We start from the raw sequence: 25,588 nt of genomic DNA, 5'->3' as shown, positions 1-25,588 counted from the left end.
GGGAGAAGCGCCGGTTTTTCCGGCGCTCCCGTGATGCGCGACGGCCGTCAGCGGACGACGTAGACGACCTTACGCGTACTGGCTTCGACGAGCACCGGCTGTCCGTTCACATAGACGTAGCGGTACTCGTAATCCGGAATCTCCCGAAGTTCGACCGTCTCGGGAAGGCTGGCGCCGACGACGGCTTCGCCCTCGAGATAGACAGGATCGACCTGGTTCGAGCGGACATAGGATACGGCGGTTTCGGGTGGGTCGATGACAGCGCCCGCGGCAAGACCCGCCGCTCCGCCGATCGCCGCGCCGATCGGGCCGCCTACGATGGCTCCCGCGACGGCGCCCGTCGTTGCGCCGGCGAGCCCGCCCCCCGCATCGTTTTCGTAGGTTGCTACCGGAACTGCCAGTTCCTGCCGGCGGGTCGTAACGACGACCTGCTCACCCGACATGTCGGCGGTCAGATAGTCGGAATAAGCCCAGCCCTCCTGACCGTCGACGGTCACCTTGCACCAGGAACCGCCTTCGATGCAGCCCTCGACCGTGGCATTGCCCTCATTCGCAATCACGCCAACGATCTCGTAGTTCGGACCTGGGCCAGCGCGGACGTTCAGGTCGGTCGTCGCTTTGACAACCGTCTGAGCAAACGCTGGCATAGCCGTTGCGGCGATAGCTGTAGCGGCGCCAGCTGCGAGAATGTTTCGAAGTTTCATAAAGTTAATCCCAACAAGAAATGCCCTTCGCTCCTCAAAATGTCACAGGTTGATAATTGTTCCTGACTAACAGCTGCGTTGCGCAACTATTTTTCGTTGCTCAGCGAGAGAGGCGAGGATTCAGCCTGGATCCTCCTACTTTTCCCAGTCAGTCCCAATGGCGTCCCGGTCGACCTCGCGCGCATCCCGCTCGATCTCGGCGCATTCCTCGCGATCCGTGGCATCGGCGGCTTCAGGCAGCTCGGCTTCGTCGGCGGATGCCGTCAGGGCCAACTTGAAATACATCGGGTAGTGGTCGGAGCCGATGTCCGGCAGGCGCTTCATCGCGATCAGATGGAGGCGGGCATCGTGAAAAAGGTGATCGAGCGGCCATCGCATAAACCAGAAGCGCGTGTCGAAGGTGTTGTAAAATCCCCGGCCGACACGCGGATCAAGCAGCCGCGATATGCGTTGGAACAGGCGTGTCGTGTGGGACCATGCGACGTCGTTGAGATCGCCACAGACGATGGCCGGCATCGGATCTTCGCGGGCAAGCTTGGCAACCGTGACCAGCTCCGCGTCGCGGCCGGCTGAATCCACATGGGGGACTGGCGGCTCGGGATGGACGCAGAAAAGACGAAGGGATTGATCGTCCGGCAGGACGACGGTCGTGATGATCGAGGGCACGCCCTCCATGACGAGATATTGCACTTTGGTGTCCCGCAATTCGTGGCGGGACATGAGAACCATGCCGTAGGAGTTCTCCAGCGGATGCGAGACACTATGCGGCCTGCCTTCCGAGAGAGGCTTGAGAGCCCGCGCCCAAGCCTCGTCGGTCTCCATGAAGATCGCGATATCCGGATCGGCATCGCGAACCAGCTCGATTGCCCTGTCATAGTCGCGGTTGGACATTTTGACGTTGTAGGAAAGGACCGACACCGTGTTCTTGCCGTTCGGATCACCCTGGTAGCGTTGGGACTGACGCTTGCGCCGCGGCGTGAACTGCGCGATCGACACCGCCTGTACGACCAGAACGATGGCTTGTCCGGCAAGCAGGCTCCACATCCACATGGCGGGCGCAACAAGCCAGACGGTCAGCGGCACGAGGACCAGCGTCAGGGCGAGAAATTGCAGCCGGGGAAAGGCGAAAACCCGGACGAAACCGTGCGCGATACGGGCGAAGGAGATGCCGGTCGCGAAGAGCAGAAACACCGTGACTGCGGTCAGGATTATGGCAGCGGTCATGAGTTCAACGCCGTTGGAGTGATCAGATCGAGGGCCGGGACAGGTCGACCTTGGTCGAGCAATTGTATCGCAAGCGGCGCAGAACAAGGCCACAGGCGTTCTGCCTGCTGACAGCGGGTTCCGCGGGATCGCCTTCCAAACCGCGCGCACGCGGCGACTCTGGCCGCTTTCCCAGCCATCGGATTTGACAATTCGAGCGCATTGGTGTTGTTGCTGGCCAAATCCGCGACATTCCGTCCGCGACCCGCCGACCATGCCCCTCCTCTTGGAGCCGCATGGAGGTCCCCATCCGCCAGCGAGTTTCGCCCGCGGATGCGATCATGCTTTGAGCATCGTTTGCTCCGGGCATGAGGGGTTTGCGGTCCTTGGGGATGCGCACCACCTTCCGGGGCAATTCGGAAGGACGGAAGGAAGCTTGATGTTCGACTCGCTCCAGGACCGCCTCGGGTCCATCCTGAACGGTCTCACCGGCCGCGGCGCGCTCTCCGACAAGGATGTGGGTGCGGCGCTGCGCGAGGTCCGTCGGGCGCTGCTCGAAGCCGACGTCGCGCTGGAAGTGGTGCGCGGCTTTACCGACCGGGTGCGTGAAAAGGCTGTCGGCGCCGAGATCCTGAAATCGATCAAGCCCGGCCAGATGGTCGTCAAGATCGTCCATGACGAGCTGATCGAGATGCTCGGCCGGGACCAGGTTCCGATCGATCTCAACGCGCCGGCACCGGTCGTCGTGATGATGGTCGGCCTGCAGGGCTCGGGCAAGACCACGACCACCGGCAAGATCGCCAAGCGCATGACCGAGCGCCAGCGCAAGAAGGTGCTGATGGCCTCGCTCGACACGCGTCGTCCGGCCGCGCAGGAGCAATTGAAGATTCTCGGCGAGCAGACCGGCGTCGCCACGCTGCCGATCATTGCCGGGCAGGGACCGGTGGAAATCGCTGCCAGAGCCCATCAGGCCGGCAAGCTCGGCGGTTACGACGTCGTCATTCTCGACACCGCCGGCCGCACCCATATCGACGAGCCGCTGATGGTCGAGATGGCGGAGATCAAGGCGCGGGCGACGCCGCACGAGATCCTGCTCGTCGCCGACTCCCTGACCGGCCAGGACGCGGTCAATCTCGCCCGTTCTTTCGACGAGCGCGTCGGCATCACCGGCATCGTTCTCACGCGCGTCGATGGTGACGGGCGCGGCGGCGCGGCGCTGTCCATGCGCGCGGTTACGGGCAAGCCGATCAAGCTGATCGGCACCGGTGAGAAGATGGATGCGCTGGAGGATTTCCATCCCTCGCGCATCGCCGATCGCATCCTCGGCATGGGCGACATCGTCAGCCTCGTCGAAAAGGCGGCCGAGAACATCGACGCGGAAAAAGCCGCAGCGATGGCCAAGAAGATGCAGTCGGGCAAGTTCGACCTGAACGACCTCGCCGAGCAGATCGGTCAGATGCAGAAGATGGGCGGCATGGGCGGCATGATGGGTCTGATGCCCGGCATGGGGAAGATGAAGGACCAGATGGCGTCCGCCGGTCTCGACGATAAGATGTTGAAGCGTCAGCTCGCCGTGATTTCGTCGATGACCCCGGCCGAGCGCGCCCGCCCCGACATCCTCAAGCACAGCCGCAAGAAGCGCATCGCAGCCGGCTCCGGCACCTCGTCCGCCGAGATCAACAAGCTCTTGAAGATGCACCGCCAGATGGCCGACGTCATGAAGTCGATGGGCAAGGGTAAGGGCGGCATGATGGGCAAGATGATGGGCGGCCTTGCCGGCAAGATGGGCCTTGGTGGCCCAGGGGGTGGCATGGGCGGTATGCCCGGCGGCATGCCGGATCTGTCGAAGATGGATCCCAAGCAGCTCGAAGCGATGGCGAAGGCCGCGCAAGGCGGCGGCATGCCGGGTCTGCCGCCTGGGCTGAGCGGACCGGGGGGCGGGACGGGCCTTCCCAGCGGCGGTTTGCCCGGACTTCCCGGTCTGACAGGCAAGAAGAAATAACCGGTCAGGGCCGCAAGGCCGTGACCATGCGAACACCACGAATAGCGAAATCCGGCACCCGATAGCGGGCCGATACCAACAGAAGGAAGATCCCCGATGCCCCTGAAAATGCGTCTTGCCCGTGCCGGTTCGAAGAAGCGGCCTTATTACCATGTCGTCGTCGCTGACGCCCGGAGCCCGCGTGACGGCCGTTTCGTGGAACAGATTGGCTCGTGGAACCCGATGCTGCCGAAGGACGTCGAGCGTGTCATCCTGAACGAAGAGCGCATCAAGCACTGGCTGAGCGAGGGCGCCCAGCCGACCGACCGCGTGATGCGCTTCCTCGACAAGGCCGGCATTCTCAGCCGTCCCGCCCGCGCCAATCCGGTGAAGGGCAAGCCGGGCAAGAAGGCGCAGGAGCGCGTAGCCGAGCGTGCGCAGCGCGAGGAGGACGCCAAGGCAGCGGCCGAGCAGGCCGCCGCGGACGCTGAGGCGGCCAAGAACGCGCCGGCCGAAGAGGCTGCGGCTGAGGACGCTCCGGCTGAAGACACCGAGACCGCGTCGGCCGAATAAGGCGCTCAGTTCGCATCCGCGATAACGAGAGTGACGAACGGCGCCATTTGGCGCCGTTCGTGTGATGGGGCGCGGCTCTCATCGAGCTATTGACCTTGTCCAGGCGCCTCCGCCCTGTCCGATGGCCTCAAGAGGTCGTTGCTGGGGGGCCGCAAGGGTGTCATCGCCGTATCCGTTGGCGTAAGACCCTCCCTGTGAGGCGCCAACAAGCCGCTTTTCTCCGCTCGCTGGATTGCAACGTCGTGCCGCAAAACCAAACCAAACCGGAAAATCCCGTCCTGCTCGGCGTCGTCGGCGGCGCGCACGGACTGAAGGGCGAATGCCGCGTCCGCTCGTTTACCGAGAGCCCCGTCGAGCTCGGCGCCTATGGGCCGCTCTTCGACACTGCTGGCAACCGCTACACTGTGAAGAGTGCCCGCCTTCAGAAGAACGTCGTCGTCGTCCGCTTTGCCGAGGTGGAGGATCGTAACCACGCCGAGCGGCTGAACGGCCGTGAACTCTTCATCGATCGATCCGCTTTGCCGGAGCCGGAGGAGTCGGACGAGTTCTATCTGGGCGACCTCGTCGGCCTCGCCGTGGAGACGGTGGCGGGCGTCGCCGTCGGCACGGTCGTGGCGTTCCACGATTTCGGCGCCGGCGACATCGTCGAGATCAAGCCGCCGGAAGGCCAGACCGTGATGATCCCGTTTTCAGATGCGGCGGTTCCGCAGATCGACGCGGATCGCGGCGTGATGATCGTCGAACCCTTCGCCGCCGGGCTTGCCGAGGCCGAGACAGATGAGCCAGACGGTGCGCCAGAGCTACCGGCGGACGACGACTGACGTCCGGCTCCGGCGTCGTCCCCGTCGGTTTACTCCGCGCCTTGTGGCGCGTAACCGATCCCTTGTCTTGCCCGCGGCGCGGATCTCTGATCCCGCTGCCACCGAAAGGAGCGCCTCATGATTATCGTCGCCGGAACCCAGCGTCTTCATGCCGCCGATCTGGAGCGCTTGCGTGGCAAGGCGAACGCCACCATCGCCGCGACCCGCGCCGAGCCCGGCTGTCTCGTCTATTCCTTCGCGGAGGATCTGACCGAGCCGGGTCTGGTGCGGATTTACGAGGAGTGGGAAAGCCGGGCCGATCTGACGCGCCACGCCCAGTCCGACCACATCGCGGCCTGGCGGGCGGCGCTGAGCGAGGTCGAGGTGCTCGGGCGCGATCTGAAGATCATCGAGGTCGCCAAGAGCGAGCCGCTCGCCTGATCCGATCATGAGCTTCCGCGCCTCCGTCCTCACGCTCTATCCGGAGATGTTTCCCGGACCGCTCGGCGTCTCGCTGGCCGGCAAGGCGCTCGCTCGCGGCGATTTTGCGCTGGAGACGGTGCAGATTCGCGACTTCGGCGTCGGCCGTCATCGTATGGTCGATGACACGCCGTCCGGTGGCGGCGCCGGCATGGTGATGCGCGCCGATGTGCTGGCCAACGCGATCGATTCGGCCTCGCCTGCGGGCGACACACGCCCGCGGCTCTTGATGAGCCCGCGGGGCAAGCCGCTGACCCAGGCGCGGGTGCGCGAACTCGCCGCCGGCGATGGCGCCGTGATCGTCTGTGGGCGCTTCGAGGGGGTCGACGAACGGGTGATCGCGGCGCGTGACCTCGAGGAGGTCTCGATCGGTGACTATGTCCTGTCGGGCGGCGAGGTGGCGGCGATGGTGCTGCTCGACGCCGTGGTCCGGCTGTTGCCAGGCGTCATGGGCAATGCCCAATCGGGCGAGACGGAAAGCTTCGAAACGGGTCTCCTCGAACATCCCCATTATACCCGGCCGGCGGAATGGGAGGGGCGCACGATCCCCGATCTCCTGACGTCGGGCGACCACGGGGCGGTCGAACGCTGGCGGGAGGCTGAAGCGGAACGGATCACCCGCGCGCGACGACCGGATTTGCTCGACGACTGACGTTGCTTGATCGACTCTGCCGCACCGTTCGGGCATATATCGAACCGCCGCGACTGCCGCTGGCGCCTTGGTCCTTGCAAAACTAGTGTCGGATGTCGACGCGGGATAGTGACAAAGGCGGCAAAGCGGTGTATGGGCGACACCGATTTCCTCAGAATAACTTGACCGTACCCGCGGCCATGTCGGCTGAGACTAACTTTTCCGGCATGAAACGAATTGAGGCTATGCCATGAACATTATCTCCGAACTCGATGCCGCCGAGGCCGAGCGTATCAACGCGATCCGTACCCTTCCGGAATTTTCCGCCGGCGACACGCTGCGCGTCAACGTCAAGGTCACCGAGGGCACGCGCACGCGTGTCCAGGCCTATGAAGGCGTCTGCATCGCGCGGTCGGGCGCGGGCATCCAGGAAAACTTCACGGTCCGCAAGATTTCCTATGGCGAAGGCGTCGAGCGCGTCTTCCCGCTCTATTCGCCGCAGCTCGATTCGGTCGAGATCGTGCGGCGCGGTAAGGTACGGCGGGCCAAGCTCTATTATCTGCGCGATCGCCGCGGCAAGTCGGCCCGTATCGTCGAGGCGACCAATGTGCGCGCCCGCAAGCTGAACGACGACGCCCGTCAGATCGCCGTCGCCGAGCGCGACAAGGCGAAGGCCGAGAAGCAGGCGGCCAAGGACGCCGCCGAATAAGCCGACCTCTCGGTCGGACAGAATTTGGAAAAGCGGTCCCTCTGGGGCCGCTTTCTTGTGTTTGGGGAATGAAATTCCTCGGAGCCCCGGCGGACGGAGTTTCCAGCATCGACCCGGAGCGCCCTCGCCGCGCATTTAACGATCGAGGGTCGCCGCCTCGCGGATCGTGCCGGTCGCCGAGACCCAACCCCATCGAACACCGGCCCACACCCGCTCGTGCGCCAGATAGGTGAAGAAGCCGAGCAGGCCCGATGCGGCGGCCAGAGCGCTGCCCGAAGTGAGCGAGCCGGTAAACAGAAACCCCAGAATCGACATGGTCACGAGGCCGAGAAGCTGCCAGGACGCGGCTTTCACCAGGCTCCGTACGCGGGTTTCCATCGAAAATCTCCATTGGCCGAGGCGAATCCGTCCGTCGCGATGCGTCGCACCGATGGGCAGATTCGATTGTTTGTCGAAGTCCAGGGGCGCCGACGCCAGCTTGGGAGGCAGGTGGAAAGTCGGCGCCCTGGGAGGGAATGTGACGACCATAGGCTTTTCAGCCACTCACGGGAATTCTGTGAATTCTCATGGTTTGATTCACAAATGTAGATTTTCTTCGTGAACTATGACAATTATCAACAATCATGGATAAACGACAAAGATCCCGCCTTTTCCGCGAACGCCTGGGCTCTGCCATGACCTCGGCGGCGATGTCGAAGAGTGCGTTGGCACGTGCCACCGGGGCAGATCGCTCGACCGTCTCGCTGATTCTGTCGTCCGACGAGGGCCGGCTGCCCAACGCGCAATTCGCGGCGGAATGCGCGACCGCGCTCGGGGTGTCCTGCGACTGGCTGCTGGGGCTCACCGACCGGCGCGAGCGCAGCGCCGATGTCCTGCAGGTGGCGATGCGTATCGAGGAAGCGGCGCGGGCGCCCTCCGACAAGTCGATCTATCGCTGGCACGAGGAGGCGCGCGGCTACAAGATCCGGCACGTTCCGGCGACCTTGCCGGATATGCTGAAGTCGGAATCGGTGCTGCGTTTCGAATATGGCGATTTCCTCGGCCGCACGTCCGACCAGGCGATCGCCGACATGCGCGACCGGCTTGCCTATCTCCGAGCGCCGGATACCGATTACGAGATCGCCATGCCGATCGATGCGCTGGAGAGTTTCGCGGCCGGCGAGGGCTATTGGCGCGGCCTGCCGTCAGCCGAGCGACGGGCGCAGCTCGAGCGGCTGGCCCGGCTGACCGAAGAACTGTATCCCTCGCTCCGGCTGTATCTCTTCGACCGCAAGAAGGTCTTCTCCGCGCCGGTGACGATCTTCGGCCCGCTGCAGGCGGCGGTTTATGTCGGCCGCTTCTATCTCGCCTTTCGCGAGCGCCGGCAGGTCATGGAGCTGACCCGGCATTTCGACGGGCTGGTGCGCGAGGCCGATTTCGAGGCGCGGCACACGCCGCGCTTCATCGAGGATCTGGTGGTACCGGAATAGCCGAGCCGTTGCTGGAGCGTCGCGGACGAACGTCCCGATTGTCCCGGCCGCATCCAATTGCTACTTTGTGGCCATGACAAGAGTCCGGAACCGGAAAGCGCGGGCGCACCTGCCGACCAGCGAGGGCTTCGCCAAGCTCTCCGATCATGCGCGCCTGCCCGGCCGTTTCTTCTACCGGCTGATCGCCGCCGACGGCCGGTAAAGCGACCGACGAGCGCCGCGATGGCGCGAACCGATCCATCCTTTCGCCCATTCGACCGACCGTGGCCCGAGAGGCTGCCGGACAAGGACCGACCCATGAGCAACGCCGAAGCCAAGCCCCGCACCGTCTACGACAAAATCTGGGACGAACATCTCGTCGACGAACAGGAGGGTGGCACCTGCCTGATCTATATCGATCGCCATCTCGTCCATGAGGTGACGAGCCCGCAGGCGTTCGAGGGTCTGCGTCTCGCTGGCCGCAAGGTGCGCCAGCCGGAGAAGACGCTGGCCGTGGTCGACCACAACGTGCCGACGACCGATCGCTCGCACGGCATTGGCAATCCGGAAAGCCGCATCCAGGTCGAGGCGCTGGCGAAGAACGCCGCCGATTTCGGCATTGAGTATTTCAACGAGGTCGACCGGCGGCAGGGCATCGTCCACATCATCGGTCCCGAACAGGGCTTCACCCTGCCGGGCATGACCATCGTCTGCGGTGACAGCCACACCTCGACCCACGGCGCCTTCGGTGCATTGGCGCATGGCATCGGCACCTCCGAAGTCGAGCATGTGCTGGCCACCCAGACGCTGATCCAGTCAAAGGCCAAGAACATGCTGGTGGAGGTGAACGGCCAGCTTCCCGAAGGCGTCACCGCCAAGGACATCATCCTGGCGATCATCGGCGAAATCGGCACGGCGGGCGGCACCGGCTACGTCATCGAATATGCCGGCGAGGCGATCCGCGCCCTGTCGATGGAAGGGCGGATGACGATCTGCAACATGTCGATCGAGGCCGGCGCGCGGGCCGGGCTCATCGCTCCGGACGAGACCACCTTCGCCTATATCGAGGACAAGCCGCGCGCGCCCAAGGGCGAGGCGTTCAAGATAGCCGTCGACTATTGGCGGACGCTGACATCGGACCAAGGCGCCCATTACGACAAGGTGGTGCGGCTCGACGCGGCCAACCTGCCGCCGATCGTCTCCTGGGGTTCGTCGCCCGAGGACGTCGTCTCCATTGAGGGCGTCGTGCCGGACCCGGCGACCATTCCCGACGAGAACAAACGCAAGTCGAAGCAGCGCGCCCTCGACTATATGGGATTGACCCCCGGCACGAAGATCACCGATATCGCGGTGGACATGATCTTCATCGGCTCCTGTACCAACGGCCGGATCGAGGATCTGCGGGCCGTCGCCAAGGTGGTCGAAGGACGCCGTATGGCGACCGGCGTCTCCGGCATGATCGTGCCCGGCTCGGGATTGGTGAAGGCGCAGGCGGAGGAAGAAGGGCTCGACCGGATCTTCATGGCGGCCGGCTTCGAATGGCGCGAGCCCGGCTGCTCGATGTGTCTCGGCATGAACGAGGACCGGCTGAAGCCGCACGAGCGTTGCGCCTCGACGTCAAACCGTAATTTCGAGGGCCGTCAGGGTTCCAAGGGGCGCACCCATCTGGTGTCGCCGGCGATGGCGGCGGCGGCGGCGATCGCCGGTCGTTTCGTCGACATCCGAACCTGGAAATAGATATCGGCCGGCGCTGGGCGAATGGGGTCAGGCGACCCGCGAGATTGTTGCCGCTTGGTCCGGTGGTCTGGTGACAACAATCGCCGTCTCGGCCGCGATGACGCAGTCGCGGCCGGCTTGCTTTGCCTGGTAGAGCCTGTCGTCCGCCCGACGGTAGGCGGCCTCGAAGCTCTCGCCCGGCCGAGCGGCGGCGACGCCGAAGCTGGCCGTAATCTGAATGCCCACCAGCGGCAGCGGCCAGGCCACGCCCTTCAGCGCCTCACGGATTTCGAGAGCCCTCGCCGCGCCAGCCGACGTATCGGCTCCTTCGACGAAGATCGCGAACTCCTCGCCGCCCATTCGTCCGGCAAAACCGAGGCGGTCCGCGAACAGGCCGAGAAGCGCCCCTAATCCCGCGATCACCATGTCGCCGGCGGCATGACCGTTGCGGTCGTTGACCGCCTTGAAGTGGTCGACATCGATCAAGACGAGCGCACCCTCGGCTCCCCGCCGCTCGGTGGCGGCGCGCAGTTGCAGCTCGAAGCCGCGGCGATTGAGCAGGCCTGACAGAAGATCCGTCTCCGATGAGACACGGTAGCGCTCGACGGCATCGAGACCGATGGCGATGAGGGCGGTGAAGGCAAACAGAAGGCCGAACGCGATACCGCCGAGCTGGAAGAAAAACGCCCAGCTCGACTGGCGCCAATCGGCGGTTGTGAGGTGTGGGGACGGATCGACGAGGAAGATAAAATTCTGCGCCATCAGGTTTGCCGCCAGCAGCAGGGCGAGTGCGAACAACGCTCGGTTGATCGGCTTTTGCAGCGCTCCCCTCATTTGGGCGGCGGCGAAGAGGGCAAAGGCGGCACATCCGGTCTGCACGGCTGCGACCTCGGCCGGAACGCTATCGTGGAGGACGAGAGCGAGTCCGGCGATGAGAAGCGTCAGCGCGATCATGGCCAAGGCGGCGAAGTCGTGCGGAGGGCGGTGGAACCGCTGGGATAGGCCTCGCGCCATCGCCGCCATGGCGAACAGGAATAGCGAATCTTCGAGGATCGCTTTTGCGACGCCGTAGTCCCCGCCCGGAAAGATCGCCGTCGCATAGCCGATAGCCACCAGCGCGTAGGCGATGCCCCATGAGACGCCGCCGGGAACCGTGACGCCGAGGACGAGAAAGACCCCCGAGACCGCAGCGAGAGCGAGAGGCACGCACCAGGCCAGAATGTCTGCTTCGCTCATGTCGACTCGTATTTGAAAGGCGGTCTCTTCGGGAGCAACCGATGAGAAGGGTGGTAAAGCGCAAAAAACGGCCAAAGCCGTTGCAGGAGTAACTGTAGCCGGTTTAAGTTAACGGAGCTCTTAAGTTGCGTGTAGTATTGATTTGGGATTGCAACTAGAGATTTATGTATGAAAACAATCGGATAGGGGTGACCCCACCGGTTTTGCGGGCGGCGACCTAGCGGAAATTTCGGGGAGGACGGCTATCCGATGCCGTCGAACGATCGCAGTTGACGAGATGCCGGCAAGGGGTCTTGACGCCGGCCTCCCCAGGCGTGAAAGGCTTCCGTCCATGGAGACGCCGGCCCCCGACATCGATATCAGGCGACTGCGCCTCAGCGACGCGCGCGATCTGGCGCCGTTGATCTCGGCCTACAACCAGTCGCTGTTTCGCGGCGCGCCAGGGTCCCCGGACCCCTATTACGCGGAGCAATTGCTGCAGGACCGGACGGCGGAGGTCCTGGGAGCGCGGCTTGATGGCGAGTTGGTCGGCTTCGTTCTTTTCTACGACATACCGGATGTGTGGACCGGCATGCGCTCGGGTCTTGCCGACCACATCTATGTGGATCACCGCCACCGCCGCAAAGGCATCGCCAAGGCGATGATCGATCTTCTCGCCGATGAAGCCGACGGCCGCGGCTGGTCGAAGCTCGTGCTGCATTCGCCGCGAAACCCCGGCAACGGGCGGCGGCTCTACGAAAAGATCGCCGATCCAGCCGATTGGTCGAGCTATGTCATCCGCTTTATCGACCGCGAACCCTCGCCGAAGTGATTCGAAACTTGTAAGAGTGCAGGGCGGGGCAGACGGTTTTGCCGCACCCGCCTGCCGCGCCTAATCGATTAAGCCGGCCTCGCCGTCCCTACCGCAACGCGAAAGGCTTGCTTTCGCAGTTGCGATACGTCTTTTAAGGACGCATCCGATCGCTGTGCGGCGTGGGGCCTGTGCCTATATGCTGCATGGTGCAAGGGAAATTCGAGGACTAGAAAGCACCGATGTCCGACGCCCCATCCCCGCGGCCCCTATCGCCGCATCTCAGCATCTACAAATTCCGTCCCACCATGGTGATGTCGATCCTGCATCGAATCACCGGCGGCGCGCTATATGTCGGCACGCTGTTCTTCGTCTGGTGGCTGGTCGCAGCAGCCAGTGGTCCGGAGGCCTTCTCCTATGCCTCGGCCTTCTTTGGCTCGATCGTCGGCCAGCTGATTTTGTTCGGCTACACTTGGGCGCTGCTCCACCACATGTTCGGCGGCGTTCGGCACTTGATCTGGGATACCGGGCACGGTCTGGGCAAGGAAACCTCGACCCTTCTGGCCCAGGTGACGCTGGTTGCCTCGCTTGCCGTCACGCTGATCCTTTGGGTCGGCATTCTGATCTTCGGTTGAGGGAGCGCGCCATGACCGACATGAGAACACCGTTGCGCCGCGTGCGCGGCCTTGGTTCGGCGGCCAGTGGCACCGAGCACTTCTGGCAGCAGCGGCTGACCGCCGTCGCGAACCTGTTTTTGATCAGCTTCTTCGTGATCCTCGTCATCGCCCTCCACAACGAGAGCTACGCGGATGTGCGCGCGGCCTTCGCGAATCCGCTGGTCGGAATCGCGATGGCGCTGGTCACCGTGTCGGCGGCAATCCACATGAAGATCGGCATGCAGGTCATCATCGAGGACTACGTCCACGGCGGAATGAAGGTGGTCCTCGTTATTTTCAATACGTTTTTCGCGGTCGCCATCGCTGGCGCGAGCCTGTTCGCGATCGTCAAGATGAGCTTCGGAGTCTGACCATGGCAACGAATGGAACCGCCGACGGCAATAGAGCCGGGCAGCCGCATCGCAGCGCCCCGGCCCAGAACGGCAAGGCCTATCCGATCACCGACCACACCTTCGACGTCGTCGTCGTCGGGGCAGGTGGCGCTGGCCTTCGCGCCACCCTGGGTGCCGCCCAGGCCGGGCTCAAGACCGCCTGCATCACCAAGGTGTTCCCGACACGCTCGCACACCGTTGCCGCGCAGGGCGGCGTCGCCGCCTCGCTGGGCAACATGGGCAAGGACGACTGGCGCTGGCACATGTACGACACCGTCAAGGGGTCGGACTGGCTGGGCGACCAGGACGCCATTGAATATCTGGTGCGCGAGGCGCCGGCCGCCGTTTATGAGCTGGAGCATTTCGGCGTGCCGTTTTCGCGGACCGAGGACGGCAAGATCTACCAGCGACCCTTCGGCGGCATGACCACCGACTTCGGCCAGGGTCCCCCGGCGCAGCGCACCTGCGCCGCCGCCGACCGGACCGGCCACGCGATGCTTCACACGCTCTATGGCCAGTCGCTGCGCCACTCCACCGAGTTCTTCATCGAATATTTCGCCATCGACCTGATCATGGACGAGGAGGGCGCGTGCCGGGGTGTGATCGCGCTCTGCCTCGACGACGGCACGCTGCATCGCTTCCGCGCCAAGAAGACCATCCTGGCCACCGGCGGTTACGGCCGCGCCTATTTCTCAGCGACCTCCGCCCACACCTGCACCGGCGATGGCAATGCCATGGCCTTGCGTGCGGGCCTGCCGCTGCAGGACATGGAGTTCGTGCAGTTCCATCCGACCGGCATCTACGGCGCCGGCTGTCTGATCACCGAGGGCTCGCGCGGCGAAGGCGGTTATCTCACCAATTCCGAGGGTGAGCGCTTCATGGAGCGCTACGCGCCGTCGGCCAAGGATCTGGCGTCGCGCGACGTGGTCAGCCGGGCGATGACGCTGGAAATCCGCGAGGGTCGCGGCGTCGGCAAGCAGAAGGACCACATCTTCCTGCATCTCGACCACCTCGACCCCGCCGTGCTGCACGAGCGGCTTCCGGGCATTTCGGAATCGGCGAAGATCTTCGCCGGCGTCGATGTCACCCGCGAGCCGATCCCGGTGCTGCCGACGGTCCACTACAATATGGGCGGCATTCCGACGAACTATCATGGCGAGGTGTTGACCAAGAAGGACGGCGATCCGGATACCGTGGTGCCGGGATTGATGGCAGTGGGCGAGGCGGCCTGCGTATCGGTCCACGGCGCCAACCGGCTCGGCTCCAATTCGCTGATCGATCTCGTCGTCTTCGGCCGTGCCGCGGCGCTGCGCTGCGCCGAAACTCTGACGCCCGGCGAGGGGCATGCGCCGCTGCCAGCCGATGCTGGCGACAAGGCGATCGCCCGCCTCGACCGGTTCCGCAACGCCGCCGGCTCGACGCCGACGGCCGAGCTTCGGGATCGGATGCAGCAGACCATGCAGTCGAACTGCGCGGTCTTCCGCACCGGCGAGGTTCTGGAAGAAGGCCATCAGAAGATCCACGACGTCTGGTCGGCGTCGGAGGACGTGCGGGTCACCGACCGATCGCTGATCTGGAACACGGATCTGATCGAGACGCTCGAATACGACAATCTGATCGCCCAGGCCGTGGTGACGATGGATTCGGCGCGCAACCGGACGGAGTCGCGCGGCGCCCATGCCCGCGAGGATTTCCCCGACCGCGACGACACGAACTGGATGAAGCACACGCTGAGCTTCTGCGACACCGGCACCAAGACCGTGACGCTCGAGGATCGACCGGTCCATGCCTACACGCTGTCGAACGAGATCGAATACATCGAGCCGAAAACGCGGGTGTATTGAATAGCATCGCTCCCGCTTCAGGCCTTCTCAGTCGGCCGGCCCTCGGGCCGGCCGTTTGCGTTCGCGAAGGTTTGCGCGGCGAAGGACGGGCGGTTTCGCTGCGCGGCCTCGAATTTGTCGGATCGAGTCGAAATGTCTGTCCCTGCCCTATCCGGACTGCCGCATTCCGATCGGCGTGCTAAGTGTGTCGTCGGGCACCGGTGACCGGTCCGCTTGAGCGGCCGACATTCAGTCATTTCGGAGGAACTGCATGATTCGATCCACAGGCGCCGGGCTCGCGGTAATTGCCGCGCTCGCTCTGATGAATGCGCCAGCCCTTGCGCAATCGACGACCGAGATGCCGACAACACAAGGCGTGCCGACGCCGGCCGACCCAGCCGCGACGGAAACGCCCGAGAAACCAGCCGCTGCGGGCGGCGAGGCGAGCGATGCGACGGCCTCCGGTTCGCCGGCGGGCTCGGCGACGTCAGCGACCGGGTCAGGCACGGCGGAGAGCAAGAGCAGCGCCCCGCCGTCGAACGAGGTCGGCGAGAAATTCGAGCTGCCACGCGTCAACGGCGACAACCAGATCGAGATGATCGCGGGTCTTTGCGGCGTGCAGATGAAAGCGATGACGCCGGCCGCCTGCACCTGTCTTGCGACCGAAGCGATGAGCGAATTGTCGGACCCGCAGCGCGATTATCTCATCGCCAGCGTGGTGGCGCCGCCGGTCGCCGACCGCATGCTCAAGGACCGCCGCGTCGGCGACGCCGATCAGACGACGATCTTCGCCTTCCTCAACGAGACGTCGGACGCCTGCGCGACCGGAACGTTCGTCCGGACGCCCGAGGTCAAGTCCGAGGCGCCGGCAGCCTTGCCCGCCAAATAATCGTCCGCCGCGGAAAGGGCCGGTTGCCGAGCGATCGGCCCTTCGCCTGTCAGCGAAACTTTTCCTCGCCGCGCCGTCGGGCAGCCCTATCGTCTGCTCGATGGCAACCGAAAAAATTCACGCGCTCGCGCACCGCGCCGAAAATCTCTGGGACAGGGTCCGTTTCCGCGCGAAACGCGCCGCCGGGCTTCTCGGCACCCCCATTCTGCTCGCCTATCGCGGGTTTCAGACCCCGGAGGGGCTGTGGCTGCGCGGCCGGGTCATCGAGGATCAGGGCGTGATCTCGGCCGAACACACCGAGTCGATCCTCGGCAATGTGTGGCTCAGTCTCAAGCGCTACGAGACCGACGAGATCCGGAGCGCGCGGATCCTTTATTCGGCGGGCGGTATCAGTGGCGAGGTGCTGACCGACGAAGAGGGATATTTCGATCTCACCATCGAACCTCCCGCCCTCAGCGAGGCGTCCCCATGGCTTCCCGTCGAGCTGATCCTCACCGAGGCGCCGCATTACGCCGTGCGGCCGCTGGGAGCGAAGGCGGAAATCCGTATCGTTTCGCCAAAAGCCCGGTTCGGCGTCATTTCCGATATCGACGACACCATCGTGAAGACCGGCGCGACCAATTTCCTGAAGCACTGGCGGACGGTGGCGGCGAACTCGGCCGAGAGCCGGACCGCCTTTCCCGGCGTCACGCACCTCTATCGTAGGCTTGCCGAGGGCGAGGCTGGCCCGGAAACCAATCCGGTCTTCTACGTCTCGTCCAGTCCCTGGAATCTGTTCGATCTGTTCGAGCGTTTCATGGTGCTGCACGATATCCCGCTCGGTCCGATGCTGTTGAAGGATTTCGGCCTCGATGCCACCAAATGGCTGACGGGTGGCCACGACGACCACAAGCTGAAAATGATCGAGCGCGTCATGGCGGCTCATCCGCAATTGCCGTTCGTGCTGGTCGGCGATTCCGGCCAGCGCGACGCAGTCATCTATGCCGAGGTAGTGCGCCGATATCCCGGCCGGATCCTGGCCGTCCATATCCGCGACGTCACCTCCGGCTTGCTGGCAACCCACGCCGACGACGCCTTACAGCGACTGCGGGGCCTTGGTGTCGCCGTGACGATTGCACCGACTCTGGTGATGGCGGCGGAACACGCCGCGGAATCGGGTCTGGCGCGACCATCGGTCGTCGATGAGGTTCGCGCCGCCATTGAACAGCGACGACGCGAAGAAGAGGCTGAAGGCGCTTTTACCCCGGGGGAATAGGCAGGCCCCTCGGTTCCCTACGCGGTCGAACTGCCCGCCAGGAAGCGCCTGTAGCCGTCCGCCCGAAGCTCGCAGGCGGGGCAGGTGCCGCAGCCATAGCCCCATTCGTGTCGGTGGCTCCGGTCGCCATTGTAGCAGGTATGGGTCTCGTCGCGGATGAGATCCAGGAGGGCCTCCCCGCCGATCTTCTCGGCCAGCGCCCAGGTCTCGGCCTTGTCGATCCACATCAGCGGGGTGTGGATGACGAAGCGGCGCTCCATACCCAGATTGAGGGCGAGCTGCATCGCCTTCATCGTATCGTCGCGGCAGTCGGGATAGCCGGAATAGTCGGTCTCGCAGACCCCCGTCACCAGGTGCTTGATCGCGCGCCGATAGGCGACCGCTCCCGCGAAGGTCAAGAACAGGAGATTGCGGCCGGGCACGAAGCTATTGGGCAGGCCATCGGCCTGCATGACGATCGCGACGTCACGCGTCAGCGAGGTTTCGCTGACCTTCGCCAGCGTCGTCAGGTCGACCAGATGGTCGTCCCCCAACCGGTCGTCCCAGGCCGAAAAGCGCGTGCGGATCGCCGCGAGCACGTCGAGCCGCACGGTGAGCTCCACCGCATGGCGCTGGCCATAATCGAAGCCGATCGTCTCGACATGAGTGAAACGATCGAGCGCCCAGGCGAGGCAGGTCGCCGAATCCTGGCCGCCAGAGAACAGCACCAGCGCGGATTGATCGGCGGTCTGGTCAGCGGCCGTCATATTCGGCCCAGCACTGCGGCGTCTCGAACACCTTCACCGAGGCGGTGACGGGCAGCGCAGCCTTCATCCGATCGTAGATCCAGACGGCGATGTTCTCGGAAGTCGGATTTTCCAGTCCCTCGACCTCGTTCAGCGTGTGGTGATCGAGCCGCTCCAGAAGCGGCGTGAAGGCTTTCTCGACGTCGAAGAAGTCGACGACGAATCCGGTTCGCGGGTCCACCGGCCCCTCGAGCGTCAGTTCGATCCGGTAGGAGTGGCCGTGCATCCGGTGGCAACGATGTGTTTGCGGCACATGGGGCAGTCGGTGAGCGGCTTCGAAGGTGAAGGCTTGGGTGATTTTCATCTAATTCCCAGGAGCTTGTGGGTTTGCAGGGTGAGGCGCCAACGCGGATGCGCGAGACAATAGGCGAGCGCCGCCGCCGTGTTCGCTTCCCGCTCCGGTCCGTCCATCGGCTGCAGCAACAACGTGTCGAAGTCCAGCTCGGCGAAACGCTCCGGCTCGGCCCCCGCCTGCGGATAGACCAGTTTCAACTCTTGCCCGTTGGTCTGGACGAGCGGTGCACCGCTTTTCGGGCTGACGCAGATCCAGTCGATAGCCACCGGCACCGGGAGTGTGCCGTTGGTCTCGACCGCGATCTCGAAGCCTTCCCCGTGGAGAGCGGAGACGAGGGCATCGTCGACCTGCAGAAGCGGCTCGCCGCCGGTCAGCACCACGAGGCGACCGGGCACGGTCTCGCCCTCCCAGGTCGCGGCGATGGCGGCCGCGAGTGCCCGCGCGCTGGTGAATTTGCCGCCGCCGGTCCCGTTGGTGCCGACGAAATCGGTGTCGCAGAACTGGCAGACAGCCGTCGCGCGGTCGATCTCCCGGCCGGACCACAGATTACAGCCGGCAAAGCGGCAAAACACCGCTGCGCGCCCGGCGTTTCGGCCCTCGCCCTGAAGTGTGTAGAAAATCTCCTTGACCGAATAGGTCATGGTGTCATCCGGTTTTTAGCGACGCACGGCATGGCCGGCGTCGGTTTGTCGATCAAATACGCGGGAGCCGGCCGGTCGATCGGGCCGTCATCCCCGGCGTCGTATCGGCGCAGTTCGCCCTGTGCGATGGTGGGCCCTGTGCAATGATGGTCTGCCGCGCAAACGGGTTTGAAACGCTTGCACCAGGCACGGGGCGTGCGGCGGGGCTTTGTTAATGAGGTCGGGCTGCTTGCGCAACTGTTCAAGGCCGTTTGCTGTCCCCGGCCTCGCCAATGCGGGAAAAACCCGGACATTCAAACGATTCGCGCCGCTGCCGGGCTGTTTCGTCTCTGGTGTTTTGCAGCGCACGCTTTATGTTGCGGCCAATCCAACCGGCACCGGATAAAGCGTCATGGTCGAACTCGCCCTTCCGAAGAATTCCACGATCAACGAAGGCAAGGTCTGGGACAAACCGGCGGGGGCGGCGAACGTCCGCGAATTCAAGATCTATCGCTGGTCGCCGGACGACGGAAACAATCCGCGCACCGACACCTTTTATGTCGATACCGACGACTGCGGGCCGATGGTCCTCGACGCGCTGCTGTGGATCAAGAACAGGGTCGATTCCACCCTGACGCTTCGCCGTTCCTGCCGCGAAGGCATCTGCGGTTCTTGCGCCATGAATATCGATGGCTCCAACACGCTCGCCTGCACCAAGGGCATGGACGAGATCGCCGGGCCGGTGAAGGTCTATCCGCTGCCGCATATGCCGGTGGTCAAGGATCTGATCCCGGATCTGACGGTGCCTTACGCCCAGCTTCGCTCGATCGAGCCCTGGCTGAAGACCGAGACGCCCGAGCCGGAGAAGGAGTGGCGCCAGAGCCATTCGGATCGCGAGAAGCTCGACGGTCTCTACGAGTGCATCCTGTGCTTCTGCTGCCAGACCTCTTGTCCGTCCTATTGGTGGAACGGCGAACGCTATCTCGGGCCGGCCGTCCTCTTGCAGGCCTATCGCTGGCTGATCGATTCGCGCGATGAGGCGACCGGCGAGCGGCTCGACGATCTGGAGGATCCGTTCAAGCTATATCGCTGTCACACGATCATGAACTGCACCCAGTCCTGTCCGAAGGGGTTGAACCCAGCCAAGGCGATTGCCGAAATCAAGAAGATGATGGTCGAGCGCCGCGTCTGAACGCCAGTGATTGTCTCTCCCTCGCTTCGAGGGGCCGCGGCGTGTGCGGCGACTCTGCCACACTGGCGGTCAAAACGGCCGCGATGGGTCGTAATCGCGCCGCCGGTCCCCTTTCCGGACATTTTCTCCCATCACGGATGCGGCATGACGAGCATCCGATCTTTCCGCCGCCTCGCGAGCGTATCCACCATCCTGTTGCCCTTCGTTCTCGCCGCCTGCGTCGGAACGCCGGAGATTGAGGATGTGATCAAGCCGATGAGCTACGGCCCAAGCCAGGAGTGTCTGGCGCGGGCGATGTATTTCGAATCCAACCGCTCGAACCCCGAGGGGATGCTGGCGGTCGGCACCGTGGTGATGAACCGGGTGGAATCGGGGCGCTATCCTACCAATGTCTGCGACGTCGTCGGCCAACCGCGCCAGTTCGCTCCCGGTGTGATGACGCGCCAGATGGGGGCAGGGAAGGAACTCGCCATGCAGACGGCCGCCGAGGTTCTTTCCGGCAAGCGGCACGGCGGCGTCGAAAACGCCAAGTTCTTTCATACGGCCGGGCTGAGATTTCCTTACAATAACATGAACTACAAGGTGATCGCGGGGGGCAACGCGTTCTACGAAAAGGTCTCTCGCGGCCGTCGCGGCGATGTCAGGATGGCCTCCCAAGCGGAAATCCGCGGAGCGGGCGCCTCCGGCGCCATCGGACGGATCAGGCAGAACCCGACGCCGAAGACGGACGCTGGGACGCAAGTGGCTGCGGTCGCAAAGACAGAGGCGCGGACGCCGGAAGACAGTCAGTTTCTGGCACTCTGGCAGGGTTTGACCACCGAGTCGCCCACCCAAAAGCCCGCCGAGGCGCAGGCTGCCGCGGCCGCCCCAGTCCCGCAGGGGAAGTCCGGGAGACTTTCGAGCGACGCCGAATTGCCGGATGTCTCGGCCGAGCTTGCGGCTGGAACCTCCATCGCGTCTGCGAACGATCCAGCGTCCGACGTCGGCGGAATCCGGGGCCAATAGACCATATCGAAACGCAACGCCGCCGCCGCTCTTCCGAGCGGCTGATGCGCAGGCGTTTGACGATAATCCGGGCAGGGGTCGATGTTCGCTGAACAGAGCAAGGGTGATCCGGCCATCGACCGGGTCGGACCGCTTCTTTATGCGCGCGGCGGCGATGGTCATCGCAACCGCCTCGCCGCGCTTGTCGTGCGGCCGGAGAGCGACGAGCCAGCGCCGCTGCACGTCGACGACGATGGCGTGGCGATTGAGGCACAGCCGATCGCGACGCTGTTTGGCGTCGTGGTCTGGCGCTACGACTTCTCCTTGCCGGCGGCCCAGCCCGCTTCCTACCGGCTGGGCGGCGAGCGGTTCGAGATCATGCCGCCCGACGATCCGAACGTTCGGATCGCCTATGTCTCCTGCAACGGCCAGGAGAACGGCGATCTGGACCGCGACGTCGGCGAGCGCGACGCGATGTGGAACCGTCTCGTTGAAGAACACGCGCGCGCGCCCTTCGCGCTGATGCTGCAGGGCGGCGATCAGCTCTATGCGGACGACGTGCTGACCGCGCATGAGGCGGTTCGGCGCTGGTCCAAACGGCCCAAGCGGGCGCGGGCCGACATTGCCTTCACCGAAGACGCACACGAGGCCGTCCGGCACTTTTATTTCCGCCGCTATCTGACAACCCTCGCCCGGCCGGCGATGCGGACCCTGGCGGCCCGCGTTCCCTCGATCATGATGTGGGACGACCACGACATCTTCGACGGCTGGGGCAGCCATCCCGAGCCCCTGCTCGATAGCCCGGTCGGGCGCGGGCTGTTCGAGGCAGCGCGGGAGATGTTTCTCCTGTTCCAGCTCGCGGCGAATGATGGCGCGATGCCCGACATCGCGTTCGACGCAAGCGGACGGACACTCGGGGTGGCCGTGCGCTATCCGGGCCTGTCCATCCTTGCCCCCGATCTCAGGAGCGAGCGGCGTCCCGACCGGGTGATGGGCGAGGCCGGCTGGTCCGGGTTCGAACGCGCCATGGCCGCGACGCCCGATGGTGGGCGCATCCTGTTGATGTCGAGCGTTCCCGCACTCGGCCCTCGGCTGAGCTGGGTGGAGGCAATCGCCGACATCGTGCCGAAAATTCGCGAGCTGGAGGACGATCTGCGAGATCAATGGCAAAGCCGCTCCCATCGGCAGGAATGGCAGCGCTTCCTGCGCCTCCTCGCCGTGCGTCAGGAAGAATTCCGCGGCAGAGTGATCGTCGTCTCCGGAGAGATCCATCTCGCCACCCGCGGCGAGATGCGGTTGAAAGACGGATCGAGGCTGCACCAACTCGTCGCATCCGGCATCTCGCATCCGGCGCCCCGCGATTTTTATCCACGCATGCTCGGTCTCCTGGCGCGGGTCGGCGAAAGCCCGCTGCCCAAGCGCAAGATCCGTCTTCGGCCGCTGCCGTCGAAGCGCGCGATCTATACAGGCGAGCGAAATTACCTGGTTCTGTCGCGCGCCGATGCCGAGTGGACGGCGCAGTGGGAGCTCGAAGACAGCGGCCGCACGCCGTTCCTTTCGCTGTGAAAGGCGAACCGCAGTGGCGATTCAGGCGCGGAATCTGCGCCGAATGTGGCCGGCTCGGGCTGTCGCCGCCGCATTCATGAAGCCGATCCACCGAGCTGTCTCAGGTTTGACCGGGGGTTGCGGCCAAATCCAAAAAAGTTCCATGATCACGGAATGACCCCATTGCTGCCAAGGTCCGTTCAATTTTTCGTCACAGCAATTACCGACAAGGCCGGCGTCGCGAATGTCGCAACGCAATATTAGGACTTGTCATGAAGCTTCTGCCCCAAGCCGCGCTGGCCGCCGCACTCTTCGCCAGCACGCTGGTTACCGGATACACTGTCAGTGTCGCGCCGGTCGCCGCGCACGGTGCCCATAAAGCCGCTTCGGGCGCGGCCTCCTATTACGGCAAACGCTTTCACGGCCGCACGACCGCCAACGGCGAAAAGTTCAACATGAACTCGATGACGGCGGCCCACAAGACGCTGCCTTTCGGCACCAAGGTCCGCGTCACGAACCAGCGCAACGGCAAGTCCGTCGTCGTTCGTATCAATGATCGCGGCCCCTATGCCGGCGGTCGCGTGATCGACCTGTCCAAGGCCGCTGCCTCGAAGATCGGCATGATCCAGTCCGGCACCGCACGGGTCCGCCTCGACATCATCTGATCAGATGGCGCCGGCACGACCGAGCGCCACCACTGCATGACGGCCGCATAGGTCCGGGGTTGGCGGGAGTAGGGGCCCGTTGGGATACGAGGGGGAAGGGGGAACAGGATGTCTCCCTCCCGATGGTACGGCGGCGCCCGAGCCGCAATCAGATTTCTCCGCATCAAGCTGTTGTTCAGAGCGTCCGCTCCTCTCGGGGCCGGGCGCTTTCGTCGTGATGAGCATCCTGCACAAAAGCCGCCTCGTCGCTGCCGATCGGGATTCCAGAGGGAACAGATGGGGCGATATCGCGGTTTCCTTGTCACCTGAGCATGGAGAGCGACGATGCCGAATCCCAAAAACACCCAAGAGCCGCAGACCACCGGCACCGATGGCGACGTTTTCGGCAACGCCGTGGAGCGGACCGACAATGCCTTTCGCGGCAAGAAGGATGGTGAGCGCCTGATCGGCAAGGACATCCCGATCGAGGAACAGGACGCGGAAGAAGAAGAAAAATACTGACACTGACCCGGTGCTGAACCCGACGACCCGGCCGATTGCCCGCAAACCGCGTTCCCGCTAAGCGTCGGCGATGCAAGGTGCCGACGCTCTTCTCCGTGAACTCGACCATTGGGTGGCCGAAGGCCGAACGGTGGCTCTGTGGTGGCGTGACGACGATGCGACGCAGCCGACCCCCGCGCTCTCCCGCCTCGTCGCCGCGGCACGGCGCTACCGCTCGCCGCTCGCCCTCGCGGTAATCCCTGCGCCGATGTCCGATGCGCTCGTTCCGGCCATCGATGACCCGTTGGTGACCATCCTGCAGCACGGCTTCTCTCACGAAAACCATGCTGCGGCGGGCCGGCGCGCGGTCGAATGCGGCGGTGATCGGCCCGCAACAGCCGTCCTCGACGAGCTCGCTGTCGGCCGCGCGCGCCTGGTCGCTGCTTTCGGGTCGCGATTTTGTCCGGTCATGGTGCCGCCCTGGAATCGCATCGAGCCGGCGATTGCGATGGCGCTCCCCGATCATGGCTTCGTCGCAGTCTCGGTGTTCGGCCCGCGTTCGGCCAACCCAGCAGGGGCGGGAAGCTTCGCGGTCAATGCCCATCTCGACCTTCTCACGTGGAAAGGCGGCGCGCGCTTCGCCGGGCGCGACAAGCTGCTCCGGCTTTGCGCCGAGCGGCTGGCCGATCGCCGCTGCGGCCAGATCGATCCCGACGAGCCCTTCGGTCTCCTCACCCATCATCTCGACCATGATGCCGAGACCTGGGCGTTTCTCGACGAGATCCTGGGTTTGCTGGCGGCGCACCCGGCGGTGCGCTGGACCGAAGCCGGCGCGCTGTTCGCCGACGCCGCGCCCGGCGTCAAAGCGCCGCCGCGATGAGTGTCATCATCAGACCAGCCGGCGAGGCCGATATCGAAGCGGCAGCACGGCTTCTTCATGACCATATGAACGCGAAGATTCCGCCCGAGCGCTGGCGGCTGCTCCTCGACTATCCCTGGCGACCGGCCGGGGTCGAGCGCGGCTGGCTGGTCGAGGATCGCGGCGTCGTCGTCGGTTTCATGGCGACCATCTACAGCGACCGGGACATTGCCGGGCGAAGGCATCGCTTCTGTGACCTGTCCTCCTGGTATCTCCTTGCCGATTATCGCGGCGGAGGCACCGGCGACACATTGCTTCAGGCCGGAATGGCAAAACCGGACGTGACCTATCACACGATGACGGCGCGCCGGGCGACGGGGCGGAAGATTCGCGCGCTGGGTTTCGACATTCTCGACGATACGCGCAGCCTGTTCCGGCCGCTTGCGGAGCCGCGCGCCGCGCCGCTTCCCTGTGTCCGTGACCTCGCGGCGATCGACTCTCGCCTCACCCCGCCGCAACGGGAGATCTTCGCCCGTCATGCCGGTTTCGATTTGCATCAGGCGATCGTCGGCGGCGTCTGGCTGGTCTGGCAGCGCAAGCTGAAGGGTGACGCGATCGCCTATCACGAAATTTTGCACGCCAGCGATCCGGCGTTTCTGTCGGCCAACGCGCAAGCCGTCGCTGAGACGATCGTGATCGGCGAGCGGGGTGTGCTGGCGGTCGATTCGCGCTGGATGGCGGCGGCGAACGATCCGGGCACTATCGAGCGGATCGTCCTGCCGCGCTGGTTCCGCTCGCCGGACCTCGAGCGCCGCGACGTCGATCACCTCTATTCCGAGGTGATCTTGCTCGATCAGAAGCTGCCCTGACGGCGCGC

General features: G+C 64.5%; 29 protein-coding genes. 22 read left to right on the top strand and 7 right to left on the bottom strand.

Going from position 1 to position 25,588, the window contains the following annotated elements:
• Positions 1-47: 47 nt before the first annotated feature.
• Both VSX60_RS03325 and VSX60_RS03320 read right to left on the bottom strand, forming a co-directional pair.
• Entirely contained in the window at positions 48-704 is a 657-nt protein-coding gene (locus tag VSX60_RS03325; RefSeq protein ID WP_327622730.1) for a DUF1236 domain-containing protein, read from the bottom strand.
• A 135-nt stretch (positions 705-839) separates the two neighbouring features.
• Positions 840-1,928: an endonuclease/exonuclease/phosphatase family protein gene (locus VSX60_RS03320; protein WP_327622729.1), complete on the bottom strand. Its 1,089-nt coding sequence runs from the start codon at positions 1,926-1,928 to the stop codon at positions 840-842.
• A gap of 418 nt (positions 1,929-2,346) precedes the next feature.
• On the opposite strand from VSX60_RS03320, the gene ffh reads away from it, so the two are divergent.
• From ffh to rplS, 6 genes are all read left to right on the top strand, one after another.
• Positions 2,347-3,909, top strand: a complete 1,563-nt coding sequence (ffh, locus tag VSX60_RS03315; RefSeq protein ID WP_327622728.1) for a signal recognition particle protein — start codon at positions 2,347-2,349, stop codon at positions 3,907-3,909.
• A 96-nt stretch (positions 3,910-4,005) separates the two neighbouring features.
• Positions 4,006-4,461, top strand: a complete 456-nt coding sequence (gene rpsP / locus VSX60_RS03310; protein WP_327622727.1) for a 30S ribosomal protein S16 — start codon at positions 4,006-4,008, stop codon at positions 4,459-4,461.
• A 242-nt stretch (positions 4,462-4,703) separates the two neighbouring features.
• Positions 4,704-5,282: a ribosome maturation factor RimM gene (gene rimM, locus VSX60_RS03305; protein WP_327622726.1), complete on the top strand. Its 579-nt coding sequence runs from the start codon at positions 4,704-4,706 to the stop codon at positions 5,280-5,282.
• Between the two features lie 117 nt (positions 5,283-5,399).
• Entirely contained in the window at positions 5,400-5,702 is a 303-nt protein-coding gene (locus tag VSX60_RS03300) for a putative quinol monooxygenase (RefSeq protein WP_327622725.1), read from the top strand.
• A gap of 7 nt (positions 5,703-5,709) precedes the next feature.
• Entirely contained in the window at positions 5,710-6,393 is a 684-nt protein-coding gene (gene trmD, locus VSX60_RS03295; protein WP_327622724.1) for a tRNA (guanosine(37)-N1)-methyltransferase TrmD, read from the top strand.
• A 229-nt stretch (positions 6,394-6,622) separates the two neighbouring features.
• The gene (gene rplS / locus VSX60_RS03290) at positions 6,623-7,081 is read left to right on the top strand and encodes a 50S ribosomal protein L19 (RefSeq protein ID WP_327622723.1); all 459 of its coding nucleotides are present in this window, start codon (positions 6,623-6,625) and stop codon (positions 7,079-7,081) included.
• Positions 7,082-7,216: 135 nt separating this feature from the next.
• Here rplS and VSX60_RS03285 read toward each other — a convergent pair whose 3' ends face one another.
• A complete protein-coding gene (locus tag VSX60_RS03285) occupies positions 7,217-7,459 on the bottom strand; it encodes a DUF2061 domain-containing protein (protein WP_327622722.1) in 243 nt (80 codons plus the stop codon).
• A 326-nt stretch (positions 7,460-7,785) separates the two neighbouring features.
• Here VSX60_RS03285 and VSX60_RS03280 point away from each other — a divergent pair, with 326 nt between their 5' ends.
• From VSX60_RS03280 to leuC, 3 genes are all read left to right on the top strand, one after another.
• A complete protein-coding gene (locus VSX60_RS03280; RefSeq protein ID WP_327622721.1) occupies positions 7,786-8,550 on the top strand; it encodes a transcriptional regulator in 765 nt (254 codons plus the stop codon).
• 73 nt (positions 8,551-8,623) lie between these two features.
• On the top strand, positions 8,624-8,752 hold the full coding sequence (locus tag VSX60_RS03275) for a hypothetical protein (protein WP_327622720.1): 129 nt from the start codon (positions 8,624-8,626) through the stop codon (positions 8,750-8,752).
• A 95-nt stretch (positions 8,753-8,847) separates the two neighbouring features.
• Complete coding sequence (gene leuC, locus VSX60_RS03270) at positions 8,848-10,266, top strand: 3-isopropylmalate dehydratase large subunit (RefSeq protein WP_327622719.1); 1,419 nt, start codon at positions 8,848-8,850, stop codon at positions 10,264-10,266.
• A 27-nt stretch (positions 10,267-10,293) separates the two neighbouring features.
• Here leuC and VSX60_RS03265 read toward each other — a convergent pair whose 3' ends face one another.
• A complete protein-coding gene (locus VSX60_RS03265) occupies positions 10,294-11,481 on the bottom strand; it encodes a GGDEF domain-containing protein (RefSeq protein WP_327622718.1) in 1,188 nt (395 codons plus the stop codon).
• Between the two features lie 331 nt (positions 11,482-11,812).
• On the opposite strand from VSX60_RS03265, the gene VSX60_RS03260 reads away from it, so the two are divergent.
• The 6 genes from VSX60_RS03260 (at position 11,813) to VSX60_RS03235 (ending at position 17,286) form a co-directional block, all read left to right on the top strand.
• Positions 11,813-12,292, top strand: coding sequence for a GNAT family N-acetyltransferase (locus tag VSX60_RS03260; protein WP_327622717.1), 480 nt, complete (start codon positions 11,813-11,815; stop codon positions 12,290-12,292).
• Between the two features lie 221 nt (positions 12,293-12,513).
• Positions 12,514-12,906, top strand: coding sequence for a succinate dehydrogenase, cytochrome b556 subunit (gene sdhC / locus VSX60_RS03255; protein WP_327622716.1), 393 nt, complete (start codon positions 12,514-12,516; stop codon positions 12,904-12,906).
• Between the two features lie 11 nt (positions 12,907-12,917).
• Positions 12,918-13,298: a succinate dehydrogenase, hydrophobic membrane anchor protein gene (gene sdhD, locus VSX60_RS03250; RefSeq protein ID WP_327622715.1), complete on the top strand. Its 381-nt coding sequence runs from the start codon at positions 12,918-12,920 to the stop codon at positions 13,296-13,298.
• Positions 13,299-13,300: 2 nt separating this feature from the next.
• Positions 13,301-15,163, top strand: a complete 1,863-nt coding sequence (gene sdhA / locus VSX60_RS03245; protein WP_327622714.1) for a succinate dehydrogenase flavoprotein subunit — start codon at positions 13,301-13,303, stop codon at positions 15,161-15,163.
• Between the two features lie 250 nt (positions 15,164-15,413).
• Entirely contained in the window at positions 15,414-16,031 is a 618-nt protein-coding gene (locus VSX60_RS03240) for a hypothetical protein (protein ID WP_327622713.1), read from the top strand.
• Between the two features lie 100 nt (positions 16,032-16,131).
• Positions 16,132-17,286 (top strand): App1 family protein, encoded by a 1,155-nt coding sequence (locus VSX60_RS03235; RefSeq protein ID WP_327622712.1) that lies wholly within the window; start codon positions 16,132-16,134, stop codon positions 17,284-17,286.
• Positions 17,287-17,303: 17 nt separating this feature from the next.
• Here the strand turns inward: VSX60_RS03235 and queC are convergent, their stop codons facing one another.
• The 3 genes from queC to queE are packed head-to-tail and all read right to left on the bottom strand — an operon-like array spanning position 17,304 to position 19,007.
• Positions 17,304-18,032: a 7-cyano-7-deazaguanine synthase QueC gene (gene queC / locus VSX60_RS03230; protein WP_327622711.1), complete on the bottom strand. Its 729-nt coding sequence runs from the start codon at positions 18,030-18,032 to the stop codon at positions 17,304-17,306.
• Positions 18,019-18,375, bottom strand: a complete 357-nt coding sequence (queD, locus tag VSX60_RS03225; RefSeq protein WP_327622710.1) for a 6-carboxytetrahydropterin synthase QueD — start codon at positions 18,373-18,375, stop codon at positions 18,019-18,021. The genes queC and queD overlap by 14 nt, the downstream gene beginning before the upstream one ends.
• The gene (gene queE / locus VSX60_RS03220; RefSeq protein WP_327622709.1) at positions 18,372-19,007 is read right to left on the bottom strand and encodes a 7-carboxy-7-deazaguanine synthase; all 636 of its coding nucleotides are present in this window, start codon (positions 19,005-19,007) and stop codon (positions 18,372-18,374) included. The genes queD and queE overlap by 4 nt, the downstream gene beginning before the upstream one ends.
• 391 nt (positions 19,008-19,398) lie before the next feature.
• Between queE and VSX60_RS03215 the strand changes: the two genes are divergently transcribed.
• The 7 genes from VSX60_RS03215 (at position 19,399) to VSX60_RS03185 (ending at position 25,580) form a co-directional block, all read left to right on the top strand.
• On the top strand, positions 19,399-20,178 hold the full coding sequence (locus tag VSX60_RS03215; protein WP_327622708.1) for a succinate dehydrogenase iron-sulfur subunit: 780 nt from the start codon (positions 19,399-19,401) through the stop codon (positions 20,176-20,178).
• 144 nt (positions 20,179-20,322) lie between these two features.
• A complete protein-coding gene (locus tag VSX60_RS03210) occupies positions 20,323-21,183 on the top strand; it encodes a cell wall hydrolase (protein WP_327622707.1) in 861 nt (286 codons plus the stop codon).
• A gap of 81 nt (positions 21,184-21,264) precedes the next feature.
• Positions 21,265-22,728, top strand: a complete 1,464-nt coding sequence (locus VSX60_RS03205) for an alkaline phosphatase D family protein (RefSeq protein WP_327622706.1) — start codon at positions 21,265-21,267, stop codon at positions 22,726-22,728.
• A gap of 251 nt (positions 22,729-22,979) precedes the next feature.
• Positions 22,980-23,372, top strand: a complete 393-nt coding sequence (locus tag VSX60_RS03200; RefSeq protein ID WP_327622705.1) for a septal ring lytic transglycosylase RlpA family protein — start codon at positions 22,980-22,982, stop codon at positions 23,370-23,372.
• A 324-nt stretch (positions 23,373-23,696) separates the two neighbouring features.
• A complete protein-coding gene (locus tag VSX60_RS03195) occupies positions 23,697-23,873 on the top strand; it encodes a hypothetical protein (RefSeq protein ID WP_327622704.1) in 177 nt (58 codons plus the stop codon).
• A gap of 70 nt (positions 23,874-23,943) precedes the next feature.
• Positions 23,944-24,732 (top strand): polysaccharide deacetylase family protein, encoded by a 789-nt coding sequence (locus VSX60_RS03190; RefSeq protein WP_327622703.1) that lies wholly within the window; start codon positions 23,944-23,946, stop codon positions 24,730-24,732.
• Positions 24,729-25,580 (top strand): GNAT family N-acetyltransferase, encoded by an 852-nt coding sequence (locus tag VSX60_RS03185; RefSeq protein ID WP_327622702.1) that lies wholly within the window; start codon positions 24,729-24,731, stop codon positions 25,578-25,580. The genes VSX60_RS03190 and VSX60_RS03185 overlap by 4 nt, the downstream gene beginning before the upstream one ends.
• Positions 25,581-25,588 lie beyond the last annotated feature (8 nt).

The organism is Aurantimonas sp. A3-2-R12 (assembly GCF_036016755.1).
Lineage (GTDB): Bacteria > Pseudomonadota > Alphaproteobacteria > Rhizobiales > Rhizobiaceae > Aurantimonas > Aurantimonas coralicida_A.
Note: the sequence above shows the minus strand (reverse complement) of the source record. Positions and strands in the feature narration are given on the sequence as shown.

Coding starts and splice junctions, on each gene's coding strand:
- VSX60_RS03195 (WP_327622704.1), top strand. CDS start 23,697: ATGCCGAATCCCAAAAACACCCAAGAGCCGCAGACCACCGGCACCGAT.
- VSX60_RS03210 (WP_327622707.1), top strand. CDS start 20,323: ATGACGAGCATCCGATCTTTCCGCCGCCTCGCGAGCGTATCCACCATC.
- sdhC (WP_327622716.1), top strand. CDS start 12,514: ATGTCCGACGCCCCATCCCCGCGGCCCCTATCGCCGCATCTCAGCATC.
- queD (WP_327622710.1), bottom strand. CDS start 18,375: ATGAAAATCACCCAAGCCTTCACCTTCGAAGCCGCTCACCGACTGCCC.
- queE (WP_327622709.1), bottom strand. CDS start 19,007: ATGACCTATTCGGTCAAGGAGATTTTCTACACACTTCAGGGCGAGGGC.
- VSX60_RS03285 (WP_327622722.1), bottom strand. CDS start 7,459: ATGGAAACCCGCGTACGGAGCCTGGTGAAAGCCGCGTCCTGGCAGCTT.
- VSX60_RS03200 (WP_327622705.1), top strand. CDS start 22,980: ATGAAGCTTCTGCCCCAAGCCGCGCTGGCCGCCGCACTCTTCGCCAGC.
- VSX60_RS03275 (WP_327622720.1), top strand. CDS start 8,624: ATGACAAGAGTCCGGAACCGGAAAGCGCGGGCGCACCTGCCGACCAGC.
- queC (WP_327622711.1), bottom strand. CDS start 18,032: ATGACGGCCGCTGACCAGACCGCCGATCAATCCGCGCTGGTGCTGTTC.
- rplS (WP_327622723.1), top strand. CDS start 6,623: ATGAACATTATCTCCGAACTCGATGCCGCCGAGGCCGAGCGTATCAAC.
- VSX60_RS03300 (WP_327622725.1), top strand. CDS start 5,400: ATGATTATCGTCGCCGGAACCCAGCGTCTTCATGCCGCCGATCTGGAG.
- rpsP (WP_327622727.1), top strand. CDS start 4,006: ATGCCCCTGAAAATGCGTCTTGCCCGTGCCGGTTCGAAGAAGCGGCCT.
- VSX60_RS03205 (WP_327622706.1), top strand. CDS start 21,265: ATGTTCGCTGAACAGAGCAAGGGTGATCCGGCCATCGACCGGGTCGGA.
- VSX60_RS03240 (WP_327622713.1), top strand. CDS start 15,414: ATGATTCGATCCACAGGCGCCGGGCTCGCGGTAATTGCCGCGCTCGCT.
- VSX60_RS03320 (WP_327622729.1), bottom strand. CDS start 1,928: ATGACCGCTGCCATAATCCTGACCGCAGTCACGGTGTTTCTGCTCTTC.
- sdhD (WP_327622715.1), top strand. CDS start 12,918: ATGACCGACATGAGAACACCGTTGCGCCGCGTGCGCGGCCTTGGTTCG.
- leuC (WP_327622719.1), top strand. CDS start 8,848: ATGAGCAACGCCGAAGCCAAGCCCCGCACCGTCTACGACAAAATCTGG.
- VSX60_RS03185 (WP_327622702.1), top strand. CDS start 24,729: ATGAGTGTCATCATCAGACCAGCCGGCGAGGCCGATATCGAAGCGGCA.
- trmD (WP_327622724.1), top strand. CDS start 5,710: ATGAGCTTCCGCGCCTCCGTCCTCACGCTCTATCCGGAGATGTTTCCC.
- VSX60_RS03265 (WP_327622718.1), bottom strand. CDS start 11,481: ATGAGCGAAGCAGACATTCTGGCCTGGTGCGTGCCTCTCGCTCTCGCT.
- VSX60_RS03325 (WP_327622730.1), bottom strand. CDS start 704: ATGAAACTTCGAAACATTCTCGCAGCTGGCGCCGCTACAGCTATCGCC.
- VSX60_RS03260 (WP_327622717.1), top strand. CDS start 11,813: ATGGAGACGCCGGCCCCCGACATCGATATCAGGCGACTGCGCCTCAGC.
- sdhA (WP_327622714.1), top strand. CDS start 13,301: ATGGCAACGAATGGAACCGCCGACGGCAATAGAGCCGGGCAGCCGCAT.
- VSX60_RS03215 (WP_327622708.1), top strand. CDS start 19,399: ATGGTCGAACTCGCCCTTCCGAAGAATTCCACGATCAACGAAGGCAAG.
- ffh (WP_327622728.1), top strand. CDS start 2,347: ATGTTCGACTCGCTCCAGGACCGCCTCGGGTCCATCCTGAACGGTCTC.
- VSX60_RS03235 (WP_327622712.1), top strand. CDS start 16,132: ATGGCAACCGAAAAAATTCACGCGCTCGCGCACCGCGCCGAAAATCTC.
- VSX60_RS03190 (WP_327622703.1), top strand. CDS start 23,944: ATGCAAGGTGCCGACGCTCTTCTCCGTGAACTCGACCATTGGGTGGCC.